21 protein-coding genes and 2 pseudogenes are annotated in these 25,322 nt (G+C 56.8%); 7 read left to right on the forward strand and 16 right to left on the reverse strand.

Annotated elements, in window-relative coordinates:
* Nucleotides 1-99: 99 nt before the first annotated feature.
* Nucleotides 100-810, reverse strand: coding sequence for a DUF3053 domain-containing protein (locus KHQ28_RS16145; RefSeq protein WP_002921929.1), 711 nt, complete (start codon nt 808-810; stop codon nt 100-102).
* Nucleotides 811-1,250: 440 nt separating this feature from the next.
* Here KHQ28_RS16145 and KHQ28_RS16150 point away from each other — a divergent pair, with 440 nt between their 5' ends.
* From KHQ28_RS16150 to cspA, 3 genes are all read left to right on the forward strand, one after another.
* Complete coding sequence (locus KHQ28_RS16150; protein WP_004181511.1) at nt 1,251-2,606, forward strand: aromatic acid/H+ symport family MFS transporter; 1,356 nt, start codon at nt 1,251-1,253, stop codon at nt 2,604-2,606.
* A 245-nt stretch (nt 2,607-2,851) separates the two neighbouring features.
* Nucleotides 2,852-3,142: an HTH-type transcriptional regulator gene (locus KHQ28_RS16155; RefSeq protein WP_002921931.1), complete on the forward strand. Its 291-nt coding sequence runs from the start codon at nt 2,852-2,854 to the stop codon at nt 3,140-3,142.
* Between the two features lie 252 nt (nt 3,143-3,394).
* Entirely contained in the window at nt 3,395-3,607 is a 213-nt protein-coding gene (cspA, locus tag KHQ28_RS16160) for an RNA chaperone/antiterminator CspA (RefSeq protein ID WP_000014594.1), read from the forward strand.
* Nucleotides 3,608-3,705: 98 nt separating this feature from the next.
* Here cspA and KHQ28_RS16165 read toward each other — a convergent pair whose 3' ends face one another.
* The 5 genes from KHQ28_RS16165 to KHQ28_RS16185 form a co-directional block, all read right to left on the reverse strand.
* Nucleotides 3,706-5,325 carry an ATP-binding cassette domain-containing protein gene (locus KHQ28_RS16165; protein ID WP_032418276.1) on the reverse strand — a complete coding sequence of 540 codons (1,620 nt, stop codon included), beginning with the start codon at nt 5,323-5,325 and terminating at the stop codon, nt 3,706-3,708.
* A gap of 301 nt (nt 5,326-5,626) precedes the next feature.
* A complete protein-coding gene (gene hokA, locus KHQ28_RS16170) occupies nt 5,627-5,779 on the reverse strand; it encodes a type I toxin-antitoxin system toxin HokA (protein ID WP_032418275.1) in 153 nt (50 codons plus the stop codon).
* A 325-nt stretch (nt 5,780-6,104) separates the two neighbouring features.
* Nucleotides 6,105-8,174, reverse strand: coding sequence for a glycine--tRNA ligase subunit beta (glyS, locus tag KHQ28_RS16175; protein WP_002922127.1), 2,070 nt, complete (start codon nt 8,172-8,174; stop codon nt 6,105-6,107).
* A 9-nt stretch (nt 8,175-8,183) separates the two neighbouring features.
* Complete coding sequence (glyQ, locus tag KHQ28_RS16180) at nt 8,184-9,095, reverse strand: glycine--tRNA ligase subunit alpha (protein ID WP_002922128.1); 912 nt, start codon at nt 9,093-9,095, stop codon at nt 8,184-8,186.
* Between the two features lie 127 nt (nt 9,096-9,222).
* The gene (locus tag KHQ28_RS16185) at nt 9,223-9,522 is read right to left on the reverse strand and encodes a YsaB family lipoprotein (protein ID WP_002922129.1); all 300 of its coding nucleotides are present in this window, start codon (nt 9,520-9,522) and stop codon (nt 9,223-9,225) included.
* 179 nt (nt 9,523-9,701) lie between these two features.
* Here KHQ28_RS16185 and KHQ28_RS16190 point away from each other — a divergent pair, with 179 nt between their 5' ends.
* Entirely contained in the window at nt 9,702-10,697 is a 996-nt protein-coding gene (locus KHQ28_RS16190; protein ID WP_004889304.1) for an acyltransferase, read from the forward strand.
* A 26-nt stretch (nt 10,698-10,723) separates the two neighbouring features.
* Here KHQ28_RS16190 and yiaA read toward each other — a convergent pair whose 3' ends face one another.
* The 3 genes and pseudogenes from yiaA to KHQ28_RS16205 form a co-directional block, all read right to left on the reverse strand.
* Nucleotides 10,724-11,170, reverse strand: coding sequence for an inner membrane protein YiaA (yiaA, locus tag KHQ28_RS16195; RefSeq protein WP_004188180.1), 447 nt, complete (start codon nt 11,168-11,170; stop codon nt 10,724-10,726).
* Between the two features lie 31 nt (nt 11,171-11,201).
* A pseudogene (locus tag KHQ28_RS16200) lies at nt 11,202-11,405 on the reverse strand (YiaA/YiaB family inner membrane protein); the annotation flags it as partial.
* 589 nt (nt 11,406-11,994) lie between these two features.
* A complete protein-coding gene (locus KHQ28_RS16205; protein WP_020806119.1) occupies nt 11,995-12,123 on the reverse strand; it encodes a hypothetical protein in 129 nt (42 codons plus the stop codon).
* A 1,532-nt stretch (nt 12,124-13,655) separates the two neighbouring features.
* On the opposite strand from KHQ28_RS16205, the gene KHQ28_RS16210 reads away from it, so the two are divergent.
* Nucleotides 13,656-14,282 carry a glutathione S-transferase family protein gene (locus tag KHQ28_RS16210; RefSeq protein WP_009485545.1) on the forward strand — a complete coding sequence of 209 codons (627 nt, stop codon included), beginning with the start codon at nt 13,656-13,658 and terminating at the stop codon, nt 14,280-14,282.
* A 2-nt stretch (nt 14,283-14,284) separates the two neighbouring features.
* Here the strand turns inward: KHQ28_RS16210 and KHQ28_RS16215 are convergent.
* Nucleotides 14,285-15,401: pseudogene (locus KHQ28_RS16215) on the reverse strand (PQQ-dependent sugar dehydrogenase).
* A 115-nt stretch (nt 15,402-15,516) separates the two neighbouring features.
* A complete protein-coding gene (gene bssR / locus KHQ28_RS16220) occupies nt 15,517-15,900 on the reverse strand; it encodes a biofilm formation regulator BssR (protein ID WP_032419150.1) in 384 nt (127 codons plus the stop codon).
* A gap of 377 nt (nt 15,901-16,277) precedes the next feature.
* Between bssR and KHQ28_RS16225 the strand changes: the two genes are divergently transcribed.
* A complete protein-coding gene (locus KHQ28_RS16225; RefSeq protein ID WP_023316603.1) occupies nt 16,278-17,519 on the forward strand; it encodes an oligosaccharide MFS transporter in 1,242 nt (413 codons plus the stop codon).
* A 232-nt stretch (nt 17,520-17,751) separates the two neighbouring features.
* The gene (gene rimO, locus KHQ28_RS16230; protein ID WP_032419151.1) at nt 17,752-19,077 is read left to right on the forward strand and encodes a 30S ribosomal protein S12 methylthiotransferase RimO; all 1,326 of its coding nucleotides are present in this window, start codon (nt 17,752-17,754) and stop codon (nt 19,075-19,077) included.
* Nucleotides 19,078-19,758: 681 nt separating this feature from the next.
* Here the strand turns inward: rimO and gsiD are convergent.
* From gsiD to KHQ28_RS16255, 5 genes are all read right to left on the reverse strand, one after another.
* A complete protein-coding gene (gene gsiD / locus KHQ28_RS16235; RefSeq protein WP_032419152.1) occupies nt 19,759-20,670 on the reverse strand; it encodes a glutathione ABC transporter permease GsiD in 912 nt (303 codons plus the stop codon).
* 1 nt (nt 20,671) lies between these two features.
* A complete protein-coding gene (gene gsiC, locus KHQ28_RS16240) occupies nt 20,672-21,592 on the reverse strand; it encodes a glutathione ABC transporter permease GsiC (protein ID WP_002892997.1) in 921 nt (306 codons plus the stop codon).
* Between the two features lie 46 nt (nt 21,593-21,638).
* Complete coding sequence (gene gsiB, locus KHQ28_RS16245; protein WP_012737705.1) at nt 21,639-23,180, reverse strand: glutathione ABC transporter substrate-binding protein GsiB; 1,542 nt, start codon at nt 23,178-23,180, stop codon at nt 21,639-21,641.
* A 32-nt stretch (nt 23,181-23,212) separates the two neighbouring features.
* Nucleotides 23,213-25,072 carry a glutathione ABC transporter ATP-binding protein GsiA gene (gsiA, locus tag KHQ28_RS16250; RefSeq protein ID WP_004151710.1) on the reverse strand — a complete coding sequence of 620 codons (1,860 nt, stop codon included), beginning with the start codon at nt 25,070-25,072 and terminating at the stop codon, nt 23,213-23,215.
* A gap of 17 nt (nt 25,073-25,089) precedes the next feature.
* Nucleotides 25,090-25,322, reverse strand: a 233-nt coding sequence (locus KHQ28_RS16255) for an isoaspartyl peptidase/L-asparaginase (RefSeq protein WP_211777636.1), incomplete at its 5' end; no start/stop codon positions are given.

Below are 25,322 nucleotides of genomic sequence, written 5' to 3' on the forward strand. Positions count from 1 at the left end.
AAACCCGGGTAACGGCGGCAACCGCCCTCCCCGGGTTCTTTTTGCATCCTGTCCATCATCCTGCCCGTTCGCCGCAGCCAACGTCAGCCAGATGAAGCATTAACGGGTGGCGTTCACCGCCGCCGTCCATGCCTGATTAAACGCCTGATGCTGCGCCGCCAGCGGCCCAATCAGCGCATTGTACTGGCTGGCCTGCTGGGAGGTTGGGAACTGAATGCCGTTGGCGACAAAGCTCACCTGCGTCCCCTGCTGAGCGACAAAATCCCCAACCTGAACCAGCTGCTGGGTAAAGATCTGCGCGGCCGGGATCAGCGGCTGCAGCGCGTCGGCTGGCGCCGTCACCACCTTGGCGTAAACCTGATCGAAGACCGGCTTGAGATCGTCAGCCTGCTTCAGCGCGCCATGCGCGGCATCGGCCTGCATTTTCGCATTCTGCAGCTGCTGGCTGAGCACGCCCAGCGCGCCGTTCGCCTGACGCAGCGGCTCACGCTGGGTCATATAATCCTGCGGGACGCGGATCGCATTGACGCTGTCCACCACCGGGCGCAGACCAGCGTCCATCGCCTGGCTCACCTGCTGCGAGTAACCGTAGATCACCGCGTAGTCAGAGACAAAAGGCCCAAACTGTTTTTTCTGATCGGCGGTCAGCGTCGGCAGACGTTCACCGCTACGCATCGCCGTATTCTGCAGGAAGTCGATAAACGCTTTGCGCTGATCGCCCTCTTTATCAAAACACCCACTCAGGCTAACCACCATCAATAAGGCCGCCATAGCCGCAAACCAGCGAGAGCAGGACTTTCCTGTCGCCATTTTTTTACTCCTTTCAGCCAAAAAAAGCGCACAACGGCACACACGTGCCAGACGCTGACAAGGATAGTCCAGCTCGGCCTCGCAGGATACCCTTTCCTGCTAATCTTACGCGGGAAAAACACCATTTTGCACGCCATCGTCGCGCTGTAGAACGTCTGTTATGCGCATCACAAATATGGTCTTAAGAACAGGTGGGCCAGAATCTCATAAGCCATTGATATTAATATAAATAAAAAGCCACAACCCGGCACTGCGCCTTAAAGCGGACGATAATCGCACGCTTTGGCACGCGTCTGGATTGCCTGCCTCGCACTTCAATGATTTGATGAATGAGCGATTAACGGCGACATGTTCGATTATCGCACAAATCAAACTCAACGACGCGAAGGCGACGATAATAATAAACCTCTGTCCCTCGCTCAGTCTGCCAGGAAAGCCGTATGACTAAGACAACCATCGACATTCAGGCCTTTATCAACGAGCACCCCTTCACCCGCTACCAGTGGATGATCCTTGCGCTCTGCTTTATCACCGTCGCGATGGACGGGTTCGATACCGCAATTATCGGGTTCATCGCCTCCGACCTGGTGCAAGAGTGGGGCGTGGAAAAATCGGCCCTCGGCCCGGTGATGAGCGCCGCGCTGGTGGGCCTGGCGGTCGGCGCCTTAACCGCAGGGCCGCTGGCTGACCGCATCGGCCGCAAAAAAGTGCTGATCATGTCGATCGTGGTGTTCGGCGGATTCAGCCTGCTCACCGCCTTCGCCACCAGCCTTAATCAGCTGACGCTGCTGCGCTTCCTGACCGGTCTGGGCCTTGGCGCGGCGATGCCGAATGCCGCGACGCTAATGAGTGAATATGCGCCGGAGCGCCGTCGGGCGCTGCTGGTGAACCTGATGTTTGTCGGCTTTCCGATGGGATCTTCGCTGGGCGGCTTTTTATCCGCCTGGATGATCCCGCACTATGGCTGGCAGAGCGTGCTGGTGCTGGGCGGCGTGATGCCCCTCCTGCTGGCGGTGGCATTAATATTCCTGCTGCCAGAGTCCGTCCGCTATCTGGTAGTGAAGCAGCACCCGGCGCAGCGCATTGCTGCTATTCTGCGCCATATCGCGCCGCTGCCGAAGACAGTGGAATTTGTACTACGCGAAGCAGGCCAGGTGAAAGAGAAATCCGCGATCGGCGTCATTTTCTCTCCTCGCTACGCGGTGGGTACCGTGATGCTGTGCCTGACCTACTTTATGGGTCTGCTGATTTTCTATCTGCTGACCAGCTGGCTGCCGCTGCTCATCCGTGAAACCGGCGCCTCGATGAGTCAGGCCTCAATTATCACCGCCCTGTTCCCGCTCGGCGGCGGGATTGGCGTGCTGATCCTCGGCGCCCTGATGGACAAGATCAACCCCAATAAAGTGGTGGCCGTCGGCTGGCTGCTGACCGGCGTTTTTGTCTGCCTGGTGGGGTTCTCCACCAGCAGCCTGGCGCTAATGGGAGTGATGGTCTTTATCGCCGGCAGCATTATGAACGGCGCGCAGTCGTCGATGCCGGCGCTGGCGGCTGGCTTCTATCCGACGCAGGGGCGCGCCACCGGCGTCGCCTGGATGCTGGGTATCGGCCGCTTCGGCGGCATCCTCGGCGCGTTCAGCGGCGCCTTCCTGATGCAGGCTCAGCTCTCCTTTGAGACCATTTTCACCCTGCTGGCCATCCCGGCGTTCCTGTCAGCCATTGCGCTGCTGATCAAGTACCGGGTCAGTAAATCCGTGCCGGCGACGACAGATGAGGCGAGAAGCCTGCAGAAAGCCTAACCCTATAAGCCGGCGCCCCGCGCCGGCTTTGCCGCTTTTTTCTTATCCGTTTACAAAAATTTTCGAAGCCACCTCATCGCGTTAATAATCATTCTTTTAGGCTACGCTGCCGTTTGGCTGTCGGGGCAGATTCGATAGCCTGTTGGCAAATAATCACCGACGTTACCATCCCTTGCGCCATTTTCTGACTATTCTTAATGAGCTATAGAAAAATCTTTTCCGCTGTGTGATAAAAGGAGTTCTCAATGGAATATAAAGATCCCGTGTTTGAACTGCTGAGCAGCCTGGAACACATCGTTTTTAAGGATGATAATCAGAAACTTACCTCAAACCGTAAGTCCACTGTGTTTAGTGAATTTGAGCAACTGCGTAAAGGCACTGGACTTAAGATTGACGACTTTGCCAACGTCATGGGCGTGAGCGTCGCCATGGTAAGAGAGTGGGAGTCGAGACGGGTCAGACCGTCTCCCACCGAGCTGAAATTGATGCGCCTGATTCAGGCCAATCCACAGCTTTCACGACAATTACTCGATTAATCTCGCGCGCAGCGGCAAAGGCCAGTAAGGGAGCTTTTGCCGCTGCACCGTAAAAAAAAGTTTGCTATCAGGTGCTGAACGTGCGTTAATGCTCGCAGGTTTGATGTACAGACCACAGAGCAGTCGAATAGAGCAGTCCTTCTAAGGTTATCCAAAGATACCCCCGTAGTGAACTTTCCCTTTATCGCTTTAAATCTGTAGTCCAGACCCCTACGCCGCAAGGCTCACTTATTTTTTTAAAGGTAATTCACTATGTCCGGTAAAATGACTGGTATCGTAAAATGGTTCAACGCTGACAAAGGCTTCGGCTTCATCACTCCTGACGATGGCTCTAAAGACGTGTTCGTACACTTCTCTGCTATCCAGAACGATGGCTACAAATCCCTGGACGAAGGTCAGAAAGTATCCTTCACCATCGAAAGCGGCGCTAAAGGCCCGGCAGCTGGCAACGTAACTTCTCTGTAAGTTCAAGCCGCTAAGAATCGAGAATCCCTGCCTGATGGCGGGGATTTTTTTTATCTGTCGCCAGTAGCCGCCAGCATAAGATGGCGGCTACCGGGCATTCAGAGCAGGGAAAAGTGCCAGCCCGTCTCCCGCCACGCCAGGCTATGGGTCAGCTTCAGACCTTGTAAAAACGCCTCATCATGCGACACCACCAGCATCGCGCCGGGAAACGCCGCCAGCGCGCTTTCAATAGCCTGCGTCGATGCTAAATCGAGATGGTTGGTCGGCTCATCCAACAAAAGCAGCTGGGCAGGCTCGCGTCGCCAGAGCACGCACGCCAGCGCCGCTTTCAGGCGCTCGCCGCCGCTGAGCGCCGACAGCGGCAGAGTGACCTTATCCGCGCCCAGCTGGAGCTGCGCCAGGCGGGTGCGCAGGAGGCCCTCATCCAACGGGGTATCTTCCAGGCTCAGGTGCGCCATTACCGACAGGGATAAATCCAGCTGCGTCAGATGTTGATCGAGGTAAGCGGCGCTCACCGAAAGCCGGACATCGCCTGACGCGGCCTGCTCCAGCCCCAACAGCGTTTTCAGCAAAGTGGTTTTGCCACAGCCGTTTGGCCCCTTTAGCGCGATGCGCATCGGACCATCGATACGCCAGTTCAGCGGCGCAGCCGGCGCATGGTCGAGCTGTAATGACTCCACCACCAGCACCTGCTTGCCGGCGGCCACTTCGCTACCCGGCAGGGTAAACATCACTGGGGTCTCTTCCTCAACCCGCTCCCGCGCCTGCTGCACGGCGGCATTCAGACTGCTGTTCTGTTCACGATGCTGACGGCGCAGCGCTCCCGGGCGCTCTTTTGCCGCGCCTTTGTACTTCACGCGTTCGAAGGAGGCGATATTTAGCGTATCAACGGTACGCAGCGTCTGAGCCGAGCGCCGCTGGGCGGCGTCATGCTCCTTTTGCATTCGCGCGCGGGTGCGCCGTCGGTCGGTCACGGCATGCTCCAGCGCCGCGCGCGCGGCCTGCTGCTCCGCCATACGCTGGCGCTGATATTCAGCATAGTTGCCGCCGTAGCTGCGCAGCGCCGTCGGCGTCAGCTCAATAATCCTCGGCATCCGCGTCAGCAGCTCGCGGTCGTGGCTGGCGATCAGAGCCCCGCCCTGCCAGCTTTCCAGTTGGTGATAGAGCCACTCCCGCCCCTGGCGGTCCAGATGGTTGGTAGGCTCATCCAGCAGCAGATAATCGGCGCCCGAGACGAAGGCGCCGCACAGCAGAGCCTTCATCCGCTCGCCGCCGCTGAGTGAAAACGCGGGGCGATCGGCAGAGAACGGCGGGAGATCGGCTTCACGGAACGCTAAACTCAAGCGATCGGTGAGATCCCAGTGACCATCTAACAGATCGAAATCGTCGGCCAGCCCTTGGCCCTGTTCAAGGCGAGACAAGGCGGCAAAAACCGACGCATAGCCCAGCAGCGTAGCGAGGGTGGTCTCCGGCGTGAGCGTCGGCTGCTGCGCTACCCAGGCAACGGCGGCGGCGCGCTCAATATGGCCGCCGGCAGGAGAATCAAGGCCCGCCAGCAGACGCAGCAGACGCGTCTTGCCGACGCCGTTCCGGCCGACCAGGCCGCAAAGGGACGGTTCCAGCGAGACGCTGAGCGGACCAAACAGGGTCTGCCCCGTCGCAAACTGACAGGTGACCTGATGTAAAACAAAAGCGGGGATGTGGGCGCAATGAGCCATAAGCACTCCTGAATGAAATCAATACTCCCCTACCCGCAAGGTCTGCGAGGTAAGGCGTGAAATTCATCAGTCGTGTTTGTTCATTTGTGGGGCGCGCTCCGGTGAGACGAGGGATTCGTCGGGACATAGGATAGCCACACTCCGGTATGCGTTGCAAGCCTGTTTTATTCAACGATCTTGTAAAAATAAAAAGGCCTCCTGATATCAGGAGGCAAAGGATTTATTTGGTGAACAATGAAAGGGTGCATTGAGAATGCCTGACACCGCAAGCATGGTGGGGATAGATCCCCACCGGATGCTCTTACTGTTTAATATCACAGGCTAAGAATGCCAACAGCTCAATATTTTCCTGCCTGCGCTGTAATTCACATAGCGAATCACGAACCATCCAGGTCAATAATAAAATAGTGAAGCAAATCACTACTAAGCCAAACAACAGATACTTTTGCGGCATTCCTCACCTCCAGTGTTGATTTTCAACAAGTAAGAGGCTACTCTTATGGTGTTCATGCATAGGGGAGCCTCACTTTGATTACTATCAGGTGGGGCTTTTCTCTGTCTGTCTCCCGCTGAATACCTGAGACACACAGTCTCAAGCACCCGCCGCCATTCTAGCGTAAATACCTCTCGGAATTATGTTTATATATTCCTAAAACATTTCTCATCGATGAATGCAAATAATGAAGATATCAATGACAGAATTATTAACGGTTCACCTATTTATATTTCACGTATAAAAAAACCTGCCCTGAGGCAGGTCTTTATTATTACCGATACGCTTACTGCAGCAGAGAAATATCCGCCACTTGCAGGAACAGTTCACGCAGTTTGGACAGCAGCGTCAGACGGTTGATGCGAACATCTTTGTCTTCAGCGTTAACCATCACGTTCTCGAAGAACTCATCCACCGGCTCGCGCAGCGCGGCCAGCTCAATCAGCGCATCCTGATAACGGCCTGCGGCGAAATACGGCTGCAGCTTGTCGCGCAGCACCACCAGATTACCCGCCAGCTTGATTTCCGCCGCTTCTTTCAGCACTGAAGCGTGAACGATGTCGTTCAGCGTCTCATCGGATTTCGCGAGGATGTTAGAGACACGTTTGTTTGCCGCCGCCAACGCGGAGGACTCTTCCAGAGTACGGAAGTGCGATACCGCCTTCATACGCGCATCGAAATCCGCCGGGCGGGTTGGACGACGCGCCAGTACCGCCTGGATCGTGTCGACGCCGTAGCCTTCGTCCTGATACCAGGCACGGAAGCGGCCCAGCATAAAGTCGATCACATCATCAACCACGTTGGCGTTGGTCAGCTTCTCACCGTACAGACGAACCGCTTCTTCGGTCAGCGTCTGCAGATCGAGATCCAGGTTCTTCTCAACGATGATACGCAGCACGCCCAGCGCGGCGCGACGCAGCGCAAACGGGTCTTTATCGCCTTTCGGATGCTGACCGATACCAAAGATACCCGCCAGGGTGTCCATCTTATCGGCAATCGCTACCGCGCAGGCCACCGGATTAGACGGCAGCGCGTCGCCAGCAAATCGCGGCTGATACTGCTCGTTCAGCGCCACGGCCACGTCTTCCGCTTCGCCGTCATGGCGCGCGTAGTGCATCCCCATCACGCCCTGGGTGTCGGTGAACTCGAAGACCATGTTGGTCATCAGGTCGCACTTGGACAGCAGGCCCGCGCGGGTTGCGTGGTTCACGTCAGCGCCAATCTGTTCGGCAATCCAGCCCGCCAGCGCCTGGATGCGATCGGTCTTGTCGCGCAGGGTGCCCAGCTGCTGCTGGAACAGCACGGTTTCCAGACGCGGCAGGTTATCTTCCAGACGTTTTTTACGGTCGGTATTGAAGAAGAACTCGGCATCGGCCAGACGCGGACGGACCACCTTCTCGTTACCGGAGATGATCTGCTGCGGATCTTTGGACTCGATGTTGGCCACGAAGATAAAGTTCGGCAGCAGTTTGCCGGCGTTGTCGTAGACCGGGAAGTACTTCTGGTCGCCCTTCATGGTGTAAACCAGCGCTTCAGACGGCACCGCGAGGAATTTTTCTTCGAACTTCGCCGTCAGCACCACCGGCCATTCCACCAGCGAGGTGACCTCTTCCAGCAGGCTTTCGCTCAGATCGGCTTGACCGCCAATCTTACGCGCCGCCTCTTGCGCATCAGCTTTGATTTTGGCTTTACGCTGTTCGTAATCGGCGATGACTTTACCGCGCTCCAGCAGGATCTGCGGGTACTGGTCGGCATGGTCGATGGTGAACTCCGGCTCGCCCATAAAGCGATGCCCGCGAATCACGCGATCGGACGGAATACCGAGGATAGTGGCCGGGATCACTTTGTCACCCAGCAGCAAAGTCACCGTGTGTACCGGACGCACGAAGTGGACGTCAGACGCGCCCCAGCGCATCAGTTTCGGGATCGGTAGCTTCGCCAGCGAGCTGGCAATCATGTTCGGCAGCAGCGCTTCGGTGCTTTCGCCCTTCACATGGGCGCGATACAGCAACCACTCGCCTTTGTCCGTGGTCAGACGTTCGGCCTGATCGACGGTGATACCGCAGCCGCGCGCCCAGCCTTCGGCCGCTTTGCTTGGCTTGCCTTCGGCATCGAACGCCTGGGCAATAGCCGGGCCGCGTTTTTCCACTTCGCGATCGGCTTGCGCCGCCGCCAGGTTGGCCACCTTCAGCGCCAGACGACGCGGGGCGGCAAACCATTCCACTTTACCGTGCGCAAGGCCAGCGTTATCCAGCTCCGCGGTCACATTCGCAGCAAAAGATTCCGCCAGGCTGCGCAGCGCTTTTGGTGGCAGCTCTTCAGTGCCGATTTCCACCAGAAAAGTATTCTCAGACATGGCCGCCTCTTATTTATTCTTGTTGCACATCGGGAAGCCGAGCGCTTCACGGGAAGCGTAGTACGCTTCCGCCACTGCTTTAGTCAGGGTGCGAATGCGCAGGATATAGCGCTGACGCTCGGTGACGGAGATGGCTTTACGCGCATCCAGCAGGTTGAAGCTGTGAGCCGCTTTCAGAATACGCTCGTAGGCCGGCAGCGGCAGCGGGGTCTCCAGCGCCAGCAGCTGCTGGGCCTCTTTCTCATACTGTTCGAAGCAGGTGAACAGGAAGTCGACGTCGGCATATTCGAAGTTATAGGTGGACTGCTCCACTTCGTTCTGGTGGAACACGTCGCCATAGGTGGTTTTCCCCAGCGGGCCATCGCTCCAGACCAGGTCATAGACGCTGTCCACACCCTGGATGTACATCGCCAGACGCTCCAGACCGTAGGTGATCTCGCCGGTCACCGGCTTACACTCGAGGCCGCCGACCTGCTGGAAGTAGGTGAACTGCGTCACTTCCATGCCGTTGAGCCACACTTCCCAGCCCAGACCCCAGGCGCCCAGCGTCGGGTTTTCCCAGTTGTCTTCGACAAAGCGAATGTCGTGGATAGTCGGGTCCATACCCAGCTCTTTCAGCGACCCGAGGTACAGCTCCTGGATGTTGTCCGGAGAGGGTTTAATCACCACCTGGAACTGATAGTAGTGCTGTAAACGGTTCGGGTTTTCGCCATAGCGGCCATCGGTTGGACGACGGGAAGGCTGCACGTAGGCGGTCGCCATCGGCTCCGGTCCTAACGCGCGCAGGCAGGTCATCGGGTGAGAGGTGCCGGCGCCGACTTCCATGTCCAGTGGTTGAACAATGGTGCAGCCCTGACGAGCCCAGTAATCCTGTAAGGTCAGGATCAGGCCCTGGAAGGTCCTGGTATCAAACTTTTGCATATGATTTCGTGCTGGATACGTGTGGATTTAAAGGAAGGAGTCAGTATACCCGCTGGCTGCGAGATATACAGTACGAAACGGCGTTGTTTCAGGAAAACGGACGAAATTTACGCCAGGCGGGGTCGATTCAGCGCATCGAAAGATGCATAAACTGGCCGTCCGGGTCAAAGGAACAGATGAAACGCTCATTCTTGCCGGTACGGCCAGAAAGCTCATAGCTCGCCTGGAATTGTTCAAAGTGGTTCACGTCAACGAGCTGCGTTTGCGTGTTATAGCGGATAGCCGCCTGATCCTTGCAAAGCTGCGCCATATTGAGCGTGGTTTGCGGCGTAATACGAGCGCGCTGCGCTTTTTGCGTCGGCGGGGAGACGGTCTCGCTGCAGCCCGCGAGGAGCAGCACCAGCATGACGGAAACAACACCTTTCACCACGTTCTCCTCCACCGCCTTGTTAGCAAGTTGTTATCTTAAAGATTCAGTATTACAGGTATTTTGCGAATATCATGAAACTGCGACAAGTCTGTGACCGAAAACTCAGACTAATCTATTGCGACACCGGGAAACCGGGCAGGTCATATCTTATTTCGCCAGCAGACATTGAGGGACTGATGCAAGAAAAGATACACTGGATCACCAACCTGCGCGGCATCGCCTGCATGATGGTGGTGATGATCCACAGCACCAGCTGGTATATCACTCACCCCCATGCGATTACCCTGCTGCAATGGGATATCGCCAATCTGCTCAATTCCGCCTCCCGCGTCAGCGTGCCGCTGTTTTTTATGATCTCGGGCTACCTCTTTTTTGGGGAACGCAGCGCCCAGCCGCGCCATTTCTGGCGGATTGGCCTGTGCATTGCGTTCTATAGCGCGCTATCTCTGCTGTATATCACGCTGTTTACCCATATCAACGTCGAGCTGTCGTTAAAGAATTTGCTGCAGAAGCCCGTCTTCTACCATCTGTGGTTTTTCTTTGCTATCACCGTCATCTACCTGCTCTCGCCGCTGCTTCAGGTTAAGTCCACCAGTAGCACAATGCTGCTGGCGCTGATGGCGATCCTCGGCATTCTGGCCAACCCCAATATGGTCAGCGTTAAAGCCGCCGGGATTGAGTGGCTGCCAGTCAACCTCTATATCAACGGCGACACCTTCTACTACGTGCTCTACGGCGTGCTGGGCAGAGCCATTGGCGCCCTGGACACCGATAAAAAATGGCTAACACCGCTCTGCGCCGCGCTGTTCATCGCCGCCGTGTGGGTCATTTCCCGCGGCACGCTGCATGAGCTGCGCTGGCGCGGAGACTTCGGCGACACCTGGTATCTCTACTGCGGACCGGCGGTGTTTGTTTGCGCGGTCACCCTGCTGACGCTGGCCAAAAACTGGCTTAACGCGCGTCCCCTGCCCGGTATCGCCTGCATTGCGCGACATTCGCTGGGGATCTACGGCTTTCATGCCCTGATAGTGCATGCGCTGCGCGCCAGCCATCTGGAGCTATCCCGCTGGCCGCTGCTGGATATTGTGTGGATATTTAGCGCCGCCCTGCTCGGCAGCCTGCTGCTGTCAGGCCTGGTGCAGCGGATTGATAGCCGCCGGCTGGTCAGCTAACGGTCCGCCGCCCGGAGGGGCCCGACTTACGTCTCAGGCCCCTCTTCCGTCACGCTGAGAGGTTCCCGTAAGCGCGTCGGGTCCCAGACATCACGCACGTTTTTCTGTACCGCAACAGCGCCAAACAGGCTCAAAAAATACGCCAGCCCATAGAACCCTTTCTCGCTGAGCAGCAGAGTGGCATTCCACAGTCCGATAACCAGCAGACCTACAGCGATAACGAAGACCACCAGACAGGTGGTGTAGTACAGCGCGGTGGTCGGAATGGCTTCATACTTATCGCGCACCGTCTTTTGATAAGATGCCGCGGCAAACAGCCCCAGTACCAGGACGGCAAAATAATAGCCTTTCTCATTCAACTGCATATCGGCATTCCACAGCCCCACCAGATAGGTGACGATGCCGCCGATCAGGGCAATCCAGGAGATCAAATGAAACGCAGGAGAATACGTCGCGTGCTTGTTTTCCATCACTTTTTACCTTTTACGCGCCTCGGGGCGGCGCTTATTCCGTTTTTTGCATCGCGCGGGCGATGCGGGTCCGTTCGGGGGTTGCCGATGCGCCATATAAGCAGACAAACCATGCCGCGATATAGACGGCTTTTTCATGCCAGTCTGCCGGTACATACCAGGCGCCGACCAGCAGCAGGCCGACCGATAGCAGCAGCACCAGCCGGCATAAGGCAATAAAACCGTCGTCCTGTTCCTGCCCGGTGAGTAAAGCGTACAAATGACCTTAAAGAAACAGCGAGTTGGTAAAGTTTTTAAAGTTTACGCAATAACATGCCGCTGTGCTTTAATCAGAACAATTTTTTTGATCGTAATCGCCTTAATGTTAACTTTATTATGGCAAGAAAAAAATCGCCTTTCAAAACCAATTAGTCACCGAAATTTCAATGACATAGCTCACTTCTCTTCGGGGAAAATGCTACTAAAGAGACGTCGCAAGCGTGTCTTTCATTGTGGTTTGCCTGGTCATAGATTCACATTATGGCGGGGCCGTGTGGGGTAAGCGAAAGCCTGGCCAGTGATATCCAGTCGCGTCGCCCCTACCCCCTTCACCTGAGAACCGGGGATGGTTGTTACTGCTGATACCCTTCACAAAACTCAAAATGTCGGCCCGGTTGCATTCCATGAGGCCCAGTTCAACTTCCGAACTCACAATAACCACATCTGGCTTGCTGCTGTAGAAGTCTCAGACGCTTAAATATAAACCTGAAGGTTCTGTAGGCCGTATTTACGCCTGAAATGCAGTTGAGAACTCCCGGGCTATGCTTGAGACGGTCATTACGCCCGTCTCAGGAAATTAGCAACAACGCCCGCACTTTTCTCTCCATCGGGCCTGCCTGATCGCCATGTTCAGCAGGGCTTCGATTGCCATAGCATTCCGCCGATGGAGGCGCAATCTCCTTGATAAAGGATATCAATCAGCTATCCCCTCTATACGCCACCATCAGGAATTGAGGTCAGGAAGGGAGAGCCTCCCGCTAATGATATGAATTATTCGCCCACTGGATAAGCAGGCAGACGGCTTTCCTGTTTTAGTCGGCATATCGGTAAAAGATAGTTTATCGGGCTATTTTCCCTTTCCGTATTACACAAGTAAGAAAAATAGCACATCGATAAGGATGGATTCCTGGTCATTAAATACAGTATAGTTTCCCCTGCAATCTTTATGGAAGCGGGTAGCTCACCCGCAGTTATTCCATAAATTAAGATTCGCATATTGTGTTGAAAATGGCATATCCCTTTATGCGTGTAATTACACCCCAGCCTGTCGCTGGGCTTTTTTTTTCAAGGCGACTCTGGATGGTGATAAATTTTACAAATACATTCATAACAGCGCATCCACAGCCGTGGCCTTTACAGAAGTATTGCTCTCAAAACCCCGGGCCGCTCTGATTCTGTTGCCCGTTATTAATCACGCCGGTTTGATGAAAAGGTTAACATCTCTTCCCGGGTAATCTCCTACCCTTCTCGTCCGATGCCATATCGAGCTCTACGACTCGCTCTTCCAGACTGCAGTTCGCCAGTGCTTCTTTTATCCCTATTTCGTTTTGCAGGGATGTTTTGATAGCACCGCGATAGTATGCTGGCCATCCTTATCAGTCATTCATTTTAACCGCCTTTTTCAAATCCTTCCGGGGAAAGTAAAGTCCTCTACCAGGCTCTGCTCGTTTAACGCTATAGATTCAAATACTGATTATTGCATTATATACCACTTACCCCCGCCGTGATTACCCAGGTAAGATAAATAGCACAAAAGTAAGGGTGGATTCCTGGTTATTTAATACAGTATATTTCCCATGTAGTCTGTATGGAAGTTGATGGTTACCTTTGGTTAACCCATACTTCGAGACTCGAATATTATCTTGAGAACAGCATGCAACCCTGAGTAAATTTACTCCCCAGTGCCAGTCACTGGGTTTTTTTTGCTATTTTTCAGAATATCTTCCAGCCAGTCGGCGCCTCTCATGGTCTATTTTTTCTGGGTGGGATGAAAAAGATGTATATCCGATCGATAAAAACAACAGTTCATCCCTGTAAAAATATAATTCTTTCACTGACTTTCTATTTATTAATATTAACCTGTGTTCCTCAGATGATTGCGATGCAATAATCAGCATCAAATTATACCCTCAGGCGACATTGAGATTTTAACCGAGACGGAGAGGGAGCGTTTTTATAGATGCATGCATGATTTAAAGCTTTAATTATCAATAATATACACCATATTCACGCCCTTTCCTTCGTAGCGTAACACCCTATAGATATTACTCCTGTAAAATAGTAAAAACACTTTCCGGGCCCTGTAACCCAGGAGTGCCCCTGGCTGAAGGGAGTAAGCATAAAAACCTTTAATAACAGCCAAATAAAAAAGCTTGCCGGATTTTTAACTTTATCCCAACATGATCGCCGATCGCGCTGCAACGGCAGTGAAACAAACTCAGGAGCGAAAATGATTACACTGTGGGGACGTAATAACTCGACCAACGTGAAGAAAGTACGCTGGGTGCTGGAGGAGCTGGATCTGCCTTATCAGCAGATCCTCGCCGGGCTGGAGTTTGGTCTCAATCATGACCCGGAATATCTGGCGATGAACCCGAACGGGCTGGTGCCGTTGTTAAAGGACGATGCCACCGGGGTAGTATTGTGGGAATCAAATACGATTATTCGCTACCTGGCGGCCCAGTATGGCGTTGACCGTCTGTGGCTGGCCGCGCCGGCGCAGCGCGCGCAAGGGGAAAAGTGGATGGATTGGTCCAACGGCACCCTCTCACCCGCCCATCGCCCGGTATTAATGGGCCTGGTGAGAACGCCACCGGAGCAGCGCGACCCGGCGGCCATCGCCGCGGGGATCAGCGCCTGCGAAGCGCTGTTCGCCATGCTGGATGACGAACTGGCCAAAATGCCGTGGCTCTCCGGCGAGCAGTTCGGCCTTGGCGATATTGCCGTCGCTCCCTTCGTCTACAATCTGTTGTCGATCCTCGACAGCTGGCAACCGCGGCCCCATCTGCAGCGCTGGTATCAGCAGATTAGCCAACGTCCTGCCTGGCGCGAAGTAGTGCAGATCCCGGTGACCTGAGGCTAAGCCTCGGGACTCAACCGCAATAGCTCGCCGTTAGACTCGTCGGTTAAAACGTACAGATAGCCGTCGGGTCCCACGCGAACATCGCGGATGCGTTTTCCGCGCGCCTCCAGTAATCTCCCCTCCTCGCGGACCTGATTACCGTCCACCGCCAGGACAATCAGCGATGTCTCCTTCAGCGCGCCGATAAACAGCTTATGCTGCCACTGGGGAAAGGTCGGCGCCGAATAAAAGGCCATCCCGCTCACCCCGGGAGAGACCGGCCAGACATACAGGGGAGGTTCGGTCCCCGGAACCGTTTTGCCTTTTGCTTCCGGAATGGGCAGGCCGCTGTAGTTAATACCGTGCGTCGCCAGCGGCCAGCCGTAATTTTTCCCCGCCTGCGGAATATTAATTTCATCTCCGCCACGCGGGCCATGCTCGTTCAGCCACAGCGCCTCGCTCCAGGGATTCATCGCCATGCCCTGCGGATTACGGATGCCGTAAGCCCAGATCTCCGGCCTGGCGTCAGCCCGGCCGACAAAAGGGTTATCCGGCGGTACACCTCCGGTCTCCGTCAGGCGGACCACTTTCCCCTGCAGCTTGCTGAGATCCTGGGCGGTGGCGCGCTGATTATTTTCGCCCAGCCCGATAAACAAATATCCTTTGCCGTCGAACACCAGCCTGCCGCCAAAATGATTGCCGACGGAGAGCTTCGGCTGCTGGCGAAAGACCACGGTAAAGTTCGTCAGCTGCGTGGCATCCTCGCTCAACCGCCCATAGCCCACCGCGGTGCCCGCCTTACCGCTGGCGTCGCTTTCCGCATAGCTCNNAGCTCAGCCACACCCGCCGCGACTGGGCGAAATCCGGGGCCAGCGCCACGTCCAGTAGGCCACCCTGGCCGTTGGCCCATACCTGCGGCACGCCGGCTATCGGCGCCGACAGACCTTTACCCGGCTGCCAGCGCTTGAGCTCGCCGCCGCGCAGGGTGATCAGTATGCCCTGATCGTCAGGCAGAAAGGCCATGCCCCACGGCTGGGCCAGCCGGTTTTGCAATACCTCCACCCGCACCGCGGCCTGGCTCAGGGCTGGTAGCGCTAAGGCGCTCAATATCAACAGCAGTGGGATCGGACGCATGGCATTCTCCTTTCGTCAGCTCTGGGCTAAAGGGTAGCCAGCGGGGAAATTTGCGCGGGGATTTTTACATAACCTTTAACAGGGGAAGCGTTCACTTCCCCTGGGTTTCAGCCGATCAGGCATGAGTGATTGGCGCCAATTTATTCAATTTATGAATATTTGAGGTCAATCCTGTCAGACAGCGTTCTAGCTTCTCTACGTTAACAGCGATGTATAGCGGACAATCATGATGCCCGCTCATCAGGCATAGTGCAGCGGCGGCGACCGATTCGCCGGCCAGGCGAAGGACATCCCTCTCCTCCGGTGAAATGGCATTCTGCAGGCGCGGCGCCTGCGCACGCATTTCACGGCAAAGCTCAAACAAGTTATCACGCAGATGGTCATTTTCGCTGACTGACATGTAGCCTTTGGCCTTTCGCAGTTGCAGATAGGTGTCAATATCGATATTGGCGTTAATAAGCTTCTGCAGAAGGTGGCGGTATAGTCTGTCAACGGTCATCACGGTTCCTCCTCTGTCGTCCTTTACCCTTTCCATAATACGGTTATTTTTTGTGCAAAATGATGCGCCAGGTCAATAATCCCCAGTTCTTTAACATCATTTACAATGTGGCAACTTTAACGCATTGTAGGGTGTATAACAAAAAAATGTTATACGATCACAATTAATTTCAATATGAAATTAATAAACAGAAAATGGCAATAAGAGACAAAATTAGTGCAGCAATGATCACAATACCTCATATGACCTGTTGCACCATCGTCAATTAGGATGTCATAACAAATAATTAATGTAATACGTATAACATGTCAGGAAAACAGCGAACGCGGCCCGCGAATCGCTGAAATTCTCTCTGCCCATTTGCAAGGAACTGAAACATGACGTCCGGTAAAAGAAACTACTTTCTGTTGAGTCTTTTCGATTTCCTCTACCTGTTCGCCTGGTCGTCGACCATGGCTTTCTTCGTTATCTGGACCACCCAGCATCTTGGCATCAGCGCCACGAAGACCGGGCTGCTTTACTCGGTCAACGCCTTTATCGCCCTGCTGATGCAGCCTTTCTTCGGCTTTATCTCTGACAAGTTCGGCCTGAAAAAACGGCTTATCTGGCTGCTGGTCGCCCTGCTCCTGCCGGTGGGCCCCTTCTTTATCTACGTTTACGCGCCGCTGCTGGTGCACAACTTTTGGTTTGGCGCCTTGCTGGGAGGGATCTATCTGGGGATCATCTTTAACTCCGGCTGCGGAGTAATCGACTCTTATATCGATAAGATTTCCCGGCGCTATCAGTTCGAATATGGTCGTGTGCGGATGTGGGGCTCGTTAGGCTGGGCAGCGGCGGCCTGGATTGTGGGTAAATATATCGACAGCAATCCTAATCTGGCCTTCTGGCTCGCCAGCCTCGCCATTGTCATCGCCGCCATCTGCTTTATGCTAACCAAAATTGAATTAACCGACGCCGATGTGGCGCGAAGCGAATCGCTGAAGGTCTCTCATGCCCTTGAGCTGGCGAAGAATGGTCAGTTCTGGATGCTGCTGCTCTTTACCCTGTTCGTCACGCAGATTTACGACACCTACGATCAGCAGTTTGCCCAGTACTTCTCGCTACAGTTCCCGACGCCGGAGGAAGGCAACCGCTGGTACGGGATCCTCGCGTCTATTCAGGTCTGCGGTGAAACCCTGTTCCTCTGCCTGATGCCATGGTTTGTTAACCGGACCGGCGCCAAATGGGCGCTGATCATCGCCGGGCTGATCATGTCGGTACGTATTGTCGGCTCAGCCGTGCCCCTCGGCCCGGTGTGGATTGGTGCGGTGAAAATGATGCATGCTCTGGAGAAGCCGTTGATTCTGGTATCGGTCTTTAAATTCATCGCCGCCAACTTCGACCACAAGCTCTCTTCGACGGTCTATTTGCTGGTGCTGTTCGTCGCCTCGATCGCCACCGCTATTTACTCTCCGCTGGCAGGCTATCTGTACGATACCATTGGCTTCGCCAACACCTATCTGATTCTCGGCAGCGTCGCCGGGCTCTTTACCCTGATCTCTATTTTCACGCTGCAGGATAAGCGCGAGCCGAAAAAACCCGGCGCCACCCCCTCCGCGGCCATTAACCCGGCGCAATAAGTCTCTGCCCGGCAGCCACGCCGGGCTTGAGCCACCTGCGCGCGCGGCTTGTCAGAAGCGTGTCCCGCCCCTCTGCTCCGGGGCGTGTGGGATCCGCTCTGGCGGTCGGGGGCGTAAAAGACAGGTCGGGGGCGCTTTTTCACCATTAACCGCGACGGAGCTATACTCTTTTTCGCAAAGATCTGTAGAATTCCTGCCCTGACCACTCCAATAATTGAACACTTTTTAAGCTATGAGCAATGTCACGCATCAGCCGAAAATCGGCTTCGTCTCCCTGGGCTGCCCGAAAAACCTCGTGGACTCAGAGCGTATCCTGACCGAACTGCGCACCGAAGGTTATGACGTCGTACCGACCTACGACAACGCCGATATGGTGATCGTTAACACCTGCGGCTTTATTGATAGCGCTGTGCAGGAATCGCTGGAAGCGATCGGCGAAGCGTTGAAAGAGAACGGCAAGGTAATCGTCACCGGCTGTCTCGGCGCGAAAGAGGATCAGATCCGCGAAGTGCATCCGAAGGTGCTGGAGATCACCGGTCCGCACAGCTATGAGCAGGTGCTGGAGCATGTCCACCATTATACGCCGAAGCCGAAGCACAACCCGTTCCTGAGCCTGGTGCCGGAACAGGGGGTTAAGCTGACGCCGCGCCACTACGCCTACTTAAAAATTTCTGAAGGCTGCAACCATCGCTGCACCTTCTGCATCATCCCGTCCATGCGTGGCGATCTGGTGAGCCGTCCGATTGGCGAAGTGCTGGCCGAAGCCAAACGCCTCGCTGACGCCGGCGTGAAAGAGCTGCTGGTGATTTCGCAGGACACCTCCGCCTACGGCGTCGACGTCAAGCACCGCACCGGCTTCCACAACGGTATGCCGGTGAAGACCAGCATGGTCAGTCTGTGCGAAGAGCTGGCGAAGCTCGGCATCTGGGTACGCCTGCACTATGTCTACCCGTACCCGCACGTTGACGATGTGATCCCGCTGATGGCGGAAGGCAAGATTCTGCCGTACCTCGATATTCCGCTGCAGCACGCCAGCCCGCGTATTCTGAAGCTGATGAAGCGTCCAGGTTCTGCGGACCGTCAGCTGGCGCGCATTAAGCAGTGGCGTGAAATTTGCCCGGATCTGACCCTGCGCTCCACTTTTATTGTGGGCTTCCCGGGCGAAATGGAAGAAGATTTCCAGATGCTGCTCGACTTCCTGAAAGAGGCGCGTCTCGACCGCGTCGGCTGCTTCAAGTACAGCCCGGTTGAAGGCGCTACCGCCAACGAGCTGGCGGACCAGGTGCCGGAAGAGGTGAAAGAAGAGCGCTGGAACCGCTTTATGCAGCTGCAGCAACAGATCTCTGCCGAGCGTCTGCAGGAGAAAGTGGGGCGCGAAATCCTGGTGCTGGTAGATGAAGTTGATGAAGAAGGCGCTATCGGACGCAGCATGGCCGACGCTCCGGAAATCGACGGCGCGGTGTACCTGAACGGCGAAACCCGCGTTAAGCCGGGCGACGTGTTGCGGGTGAAAGTCGAGCATGCCGACGAATACGACCTGTGGGGTACCCGGGTCTAGTCCAGCTTCCCGGATAGCGGCTTAGCGCATTCCACGGCCTACGGAGTCCTCCCGTAGGCTCACCCCCAGGTCCGCGCAAGCGCAGCGCCGCCGGGTAATTTATCAGTCATCATGCCTTCATATTGCCGGGTGGCGGCTAACGCCTTACCCGGCCTACAGTTCGTGCGGCCTGCCGTTAATTTATTCACCATTGTTGCTGAAACTGCCGGTGCTGGCGGCCTCAACATCGCTGAGACGTTCCCGGAAGGCCGGGGCAGCCCGCATGGATGCGGGCTGAGGGCCGTGTTTTGCAGGGGCGCTGCCTCGGCCCGACCCGAAGCCTGCAGGGATAAGTCGAAGGCACCACGCAGTGGCGATGTTGCTGGCCGGAGCCCGGGGGTACAGGGGGCGGCGGCGACTGGCCGCCCCCTGTGCGCTCCCTGCGCCATAAGAGACATAACGCAGACGATTAACCGGGAGCGCAAACTACGCTGAAGCCACAGATAACATAAAGGACTTTCCAGCGATGCTTCGCCTCACCCTGGCCCTCTCCCGGGAGGAGAGGGAACCGTCCGGCGGTCGTTTCCGCCTCACACCGCTCCCTGCGCCATGAGAGACCTAACGCAGAAAATTATCCGGAAGCGCAATGTGCGCTGAAGCCGCAGATAACATAAAGGACTCCCGGCGGAGCTTTCCCTCATCCTACCCCTTTAACTTCGGATCCAGCGCATCGCGCAGGCCATCTCCCAGCAGATTAAACGCCAGCACGGTCACGAAAATCGCCACCGCCGGAAAGAGCGCCACGTGCGGAGACATCACCATATCCGCCCGCGCTTCGTTGAGCATCGCGCCCCACTCCGGGGTGGGCGGCTGCGCGCCGAGGCCAAGAAACGACAGACTGGCCGCCGAAATAATCGATACCCCAATGCGCATCGTGAAATAAACCACGATCGATGACACCGTCCCCGGCAGAATATGGTTGAACAGAATGGTGGCGTCGCTGGCGCCGATGCTGCGCGCCGATTCAATAAAGGTCTGCTGCTTCAGAACCAGCGTATTGCCGCGCACCAGACGAGCAAACGCCGGGATCGAGAAGATCGCCACGGCGATGATCACGTTGGTCATCCCGCTGCCCATGACGGCGACCACCGCGATCGCCAGCAGGATCCCCGGAAAGGCGAACAACACGTCGCAAAGTCGCATAATGAGCCGGTCCCACCAGCCCTCATAGTAGCCAGCCAGCAGCCCAAGCACCGTGCCGATGGCCGCGCCAATCAGCACCGCCAGTACCCCGGCGGCCAGCGAGATCTGCGCCCCGACCAGCACCCGGCTGAAAATATCCCGTCCCAGGGAGTCGACTCCGAACCAGTGCACCAGCGAAGGTCCCTCGTTCAGACGGTCGTAGTCGAAATAATTTTCCGCATCATACGGCGCTATCCATGGGGCAACGATGGCTACCGCAATCAGCAACAGCACGAAAATACCAGCGCCCATCGCCACCGGCTGGCGACGAAAGCGCCGCCAGAACTCATGCCAGGGGGTATGGATCTCGCCGGGTCTGATGCCCGGCATGGCGTTCAGCGCCGCCTGCCTTCTCCAGTTAAGCAATCGCACCTTACTTATACCTGATAGCCGGGTTTATGGCCGCGTACAGCACATCCACCACTAAATTGATAAGAATAAACTCCAGCGAAAAGAGCAGCACTTCCGCCTGAATCACCGGGTAATCGCGCATCTCCACCGAATCGACCAGCAAGCGCCCAAGCCCCGGCCAGTTAAACACCTTCTCCACAACGATCGACCCGCCGAGCAGAAAGCCGAACTGCAGCCCCATCATGGTCACCACCGGGATCATCGCATTGCGCAGACCATGCTTGAGCACCACCCGCGTTTCGCTCACCCCCTTCGCCCGGGCGGTACGCATATAGTCTTCATGCAGCACATCGACGAATGACGCGCGGGTAAAGCGCGCCATGACCGCCGCCACCGCCGCGCCAAGGGTCAACGACGGCAAAATATAGTGCCGCCAGCTGTCGGCCCCCACCGTCGGCAGCCAGCCCAGCTCAACCGAAAACACCTGCATCAGCAGCATACCAAGGGCAAAAGCCGGAAACGAAATGCCGCTCACCGCCAGCGCCATTCCCAGACGGTCGGGCCAGCGATTGCGCCACACCGCGGCCGCAATCCCCGCCGCCATCCCGAACAGTACCGCCCAGCTCATGCTGGCCAGCGTCAGCCACAGCGTGGGCATAAAGCGACTGGCAATCTCACTGGCAACGGGACGCCGCGAGGCCATGGAAATGCCAAAATCGCCGCGCAGCACGTTGGTGATATAGTGCCAGAACTGGACATGCAGCGGCTGGTCAAGCCCCAGCTGCTGGCGCACCATCGCCACCACCTGGGCATCGGCCTCAGGTCCGGCAATCAGCCGCGCCGGGTCACCGGGCAGCATATGGACGAACAGAAACACCAGCACCGCGACGATAAGCAGAGTGGGGATCAGGCCCAGCAGGCGCTTAATCACATAATTCAGCATCGCTCCCTCCCATTCCGGGAGAGAGGACGCATGGAGATGAACATGATCACGGCGTCAGGTCCGCCTGTTCGAAGCTAAAGCCGGTATCCGGCTGGATATAGAAACCGGTGAGGTTCTTGCTGTGGGCGGAGACCAGTTTCTCGACCACCAGCGGCACCCACGGCGACTCTTTCCAGATAATATCCTGCGCCTCTTTATAGAGTTTGGTTTTCTGTTGCGGATCGGTGGTTTTCAGCGCCTCGCTCAGCGCGTTATCCACCTGCGGGTTGCTGTAAAACGCGGTATTAAACAGCGTCGGCGGCCAATTTTGCGAGGCGAACAGCGGCGACAGCGCCCAGTCGGCTTCACCGGTGGAGGCGGACCAGCCGGTATAGAACATCCGTACCCCGCTCTCTTTCTGCCCTTTACCTTCCACTTCCGCCGCCCGCTGACCAGCGTCCATCGCCGTCACCTGCGCCTTAATCCCCACCTGCGCCAGCTGCTGCTGGGTGAACTGCAGTACTTTCTGCGCGGTGCTGTGATTATGTGATGACCACAGCGTGGTGCTGAAACCGTTAGGGTAGCCCGCCTCTTTCAGCAGCTGGCGCGCTTTCGCCGGATCGTATGGCCAGGCGGGGTAGGTCTGGGCATAGGCGATCGACGGCGGCACCACTCCGGTCGCCGGGGTGGCGTAGCCGGCGAACGCTACCTTCACCAGCGCCTGACGGTTAATCGCATAGTTGATGGCTTCCCGTACCTTCGGATTATCGAACGGCTTCTGCGTCACGTTCATGCTGATGTAGCGCTGCATGATCGACGGGCTGGCCACCAGCTCCAGTTTGCTGTTTTTCGCCAGCAGCGGCGCCTGTTCGTAAGGGATCGGGAAGGCGAACTGCGCCTCGCCGGTCTGCAGCATCGCCGCCCGGGTATTGTTATCCACCACCGGACGCCAGGTGATAGAATCCAGCTTTGGCAGCCCCGGCTGCCAGTACCCATCGAACTTGCTGACCTTCACAAAATCCGTCTGGTTCCAGGTGTCGAGCTTATACGGCCCGGTGCCCACCGGGTGGAAGCCGATATCCTTACCATATTTTTTCAGCGCCGCCGGCGAAATCATCGCTGTCGCCGGATGGGCGAGAATGTTAATAAACGCCGAGAAGGGCTGCTTCAGGGTAATTTTGACCGTAGTCGGATCGACCGCCTCGGTACTGGCAATATTTTTATACAGGTTATAGCGCTTGAGATGGTTATCCGGGTTACTCGCGCGATCGAGGTTAGCCTTTACCGCCTCGGCGTTAAAGTCAGTGCCATCCTGGAATTTCACCCCGCTGTGCAGCTTAACGGTGTACACCAGGCCGTCCGGTGACACGGTATAGCTCTCAGCAAGAACGTTTTGCAGCTTCATCTCTTTATCAAGGCCGAACAGGCCTTGATAAAAGGACTTCGCCACCGCCTGCGACAGGGTATCGTTGGCATCATAGGGGTCGAGGGTCGTGAAGTTAGACCCGACCGCCACCACCACATCTTTGGCGGCAAAGGCGGGAGCGCTCGCCAGGGCTGCCGCGATACTCAGCGCCAGCCACCATTTGCGTGAAACAGGTTGTGTCATCGTGTTCTCCTGAAAAGATGCGTTATGTGTTGTTATGTTCTGCCCAGCACATCGGCGGATTCGCGGGCGACGAAGTGGCCCGGCCCAACCTGCTGCAACGGCACGCTGGCGATCTCCTCGCCCCGCTTATAAATATTGCCCGGGACGTCATCAGACAGCAGGACCCGCTGCGGATGACGGTGGCCCGGGTCGGCCACCGGTACGGCGGCCATGAGCTTACGGGTATAGGGGTGCTGCGGGTTTTCAAACACCGCGCGGCGCGGGCCTATTTCGACAATGCGACCGCGATACATCACCGCTACGCGGTGGCTGATGCGCTCCACCACCGCCATATCATGGGAAATAAACAGAAACGCGATGCCCATCTCGCGCTGCAGGTCGAGCATCAGATTGATAATCTGCGCCCGAATGGAGACATCCAGGGCCGACACCGACTCGTCGGCTATCACCACCTTCGGATTCAGCGCCAGCGCGCGGGCAATGCAGATCCGCTGCCGCTGGCCGCCGGAAAAGGCATGGGGATAGCGCCAGGCATGCTCCGGCTGCAACCCCACGCGCTTCAGCAGCCAGGCGACCCGCTCACGCGCTGCTTCCCCACGCAGCAGGCCATGCACCCGCAGCGGCTCCATAATCGAATCGCCGACCGTCTGACGCGGATCAAGCGAGGCGTAAGGATCCTGAAAAATAAACTGAATATTGCGCCGCAGAGCCTGCAGCTTGCCGCCGGCGAGGGTATCGATCCGCTGACCGTCGAAGGTAATGGTGCCTCCCTGGGTCTCTACCAGCCTCAGCAGCGCCCGGCCGGTGGTCGACTTGCCGCAGCCGGACTCGCCCACCAGCGACAGGGTCTCTCCCGGCCAGAGATCAAAACTGACCTTCTCCACCGCATGCACTTCGCGCGTCACGCGATTGAGCAGCCCGCCGCGCACCGGAAAACGGGCCACCAGGTCACGCACCTGCAGGATCGGCTCGCCGGCGACTACCGTATCGGGCGTTTCGCTCTCCGCCAGCGGCTGGCCCGGCAGCGGAAAACGGCGCGGCAGATCCTGGCCACGCATCTCCCCCAGCCGCGGGACCGCCGCCAGCAGCGACTGCGTATACGGGTGCTGCGGCGAACGAAAGATCTCCTCAACGCTGCCGGTCTCTACCGCCTCACCGCGATACATCACCAGCACCCGATCGGCGATATCGGCCACGACGCCCATATCGTGGGTGATAAAGATCACCCCCATCGCCATCTCCTTTTGCAGAACGGCAATGAGTTGCAGAATTTGCGCCTGGATGGTGACATCCAGCGCCGTGGTTGGCTCATCGGCTATCAACACCGCCGGCCGACAGGAGAGCGCCATGGCGATCATCACCCTCTGGCGCATGCCGCCGGAGAGCTGGTGCGGATAGCGCGAGAGCATCTCTTCCGCCTGGGGAATACGCACCTGATCGAGCATCTTTTTCGCCGCGCGCAGCGCCTCTTCGCGCCCCAGCCCCTGGTGCAGGCGCAGGGATTCGGCAATCTGCTCGCCGATGGTAAAAACCGGATTCAGCGAGGTCATCGGCTCCTGAAAAATCATGGCCAGATCCGCGCCGCGCACCCGGCGCATCTCAGCGTCCGTTTGCTCATTGAGCGCGATCACCTGCCGGTTACGCCGCCGCAACCACAGCCCCTCGCTGTTCACCTCGCTGCTGGCCGCGTCTAGCAGACGCATCAGCGCCAGCGCGGTCACCGATTTTCCCGAACCGGACTCACCCACTATCGCCAGCGTCTCGCCGCGGCGCAGGCTGAAGGAAAGCTGACGCACGGCCTGCACCTCCGGCGCATCCTGCTGGCGGAACGCCACGTTCAGGTTGCGCACCACCAGCACTTCGCAGGTATCGGTTTCGTGAGTTTGCGACACTCGCCCTCTCCCTTGTTCTATTCGCGATAAATGCCAATGGTCGGCGTATCGCCGGCATAGCACCAGGCGCGGTACATGCCTTCACTGTTAAACGGTAAAACGACGTTGCCTTCGCGATCGACGGCTATCAGCCCGCCGCTGCCGCCGAGAGCCGGCAGTTTCTCCATCACCACCCGCTCGCAGGCGGAATAGAGACTGAGCTGCCCATACTCCATCAGGGCGGCGATATCGTAGGCCGCCAGGGTGCGCA

Source organism: Klebsiella sp. 28, from assembly GCF_018223905.1.
Classification (GTDB): Bacteria; Pseudomonadota; Gammaproteobacteria; order Enterobacterales; family Enterobacteriaceae; genus Klebsiella; species Klebsiella pneumoniae.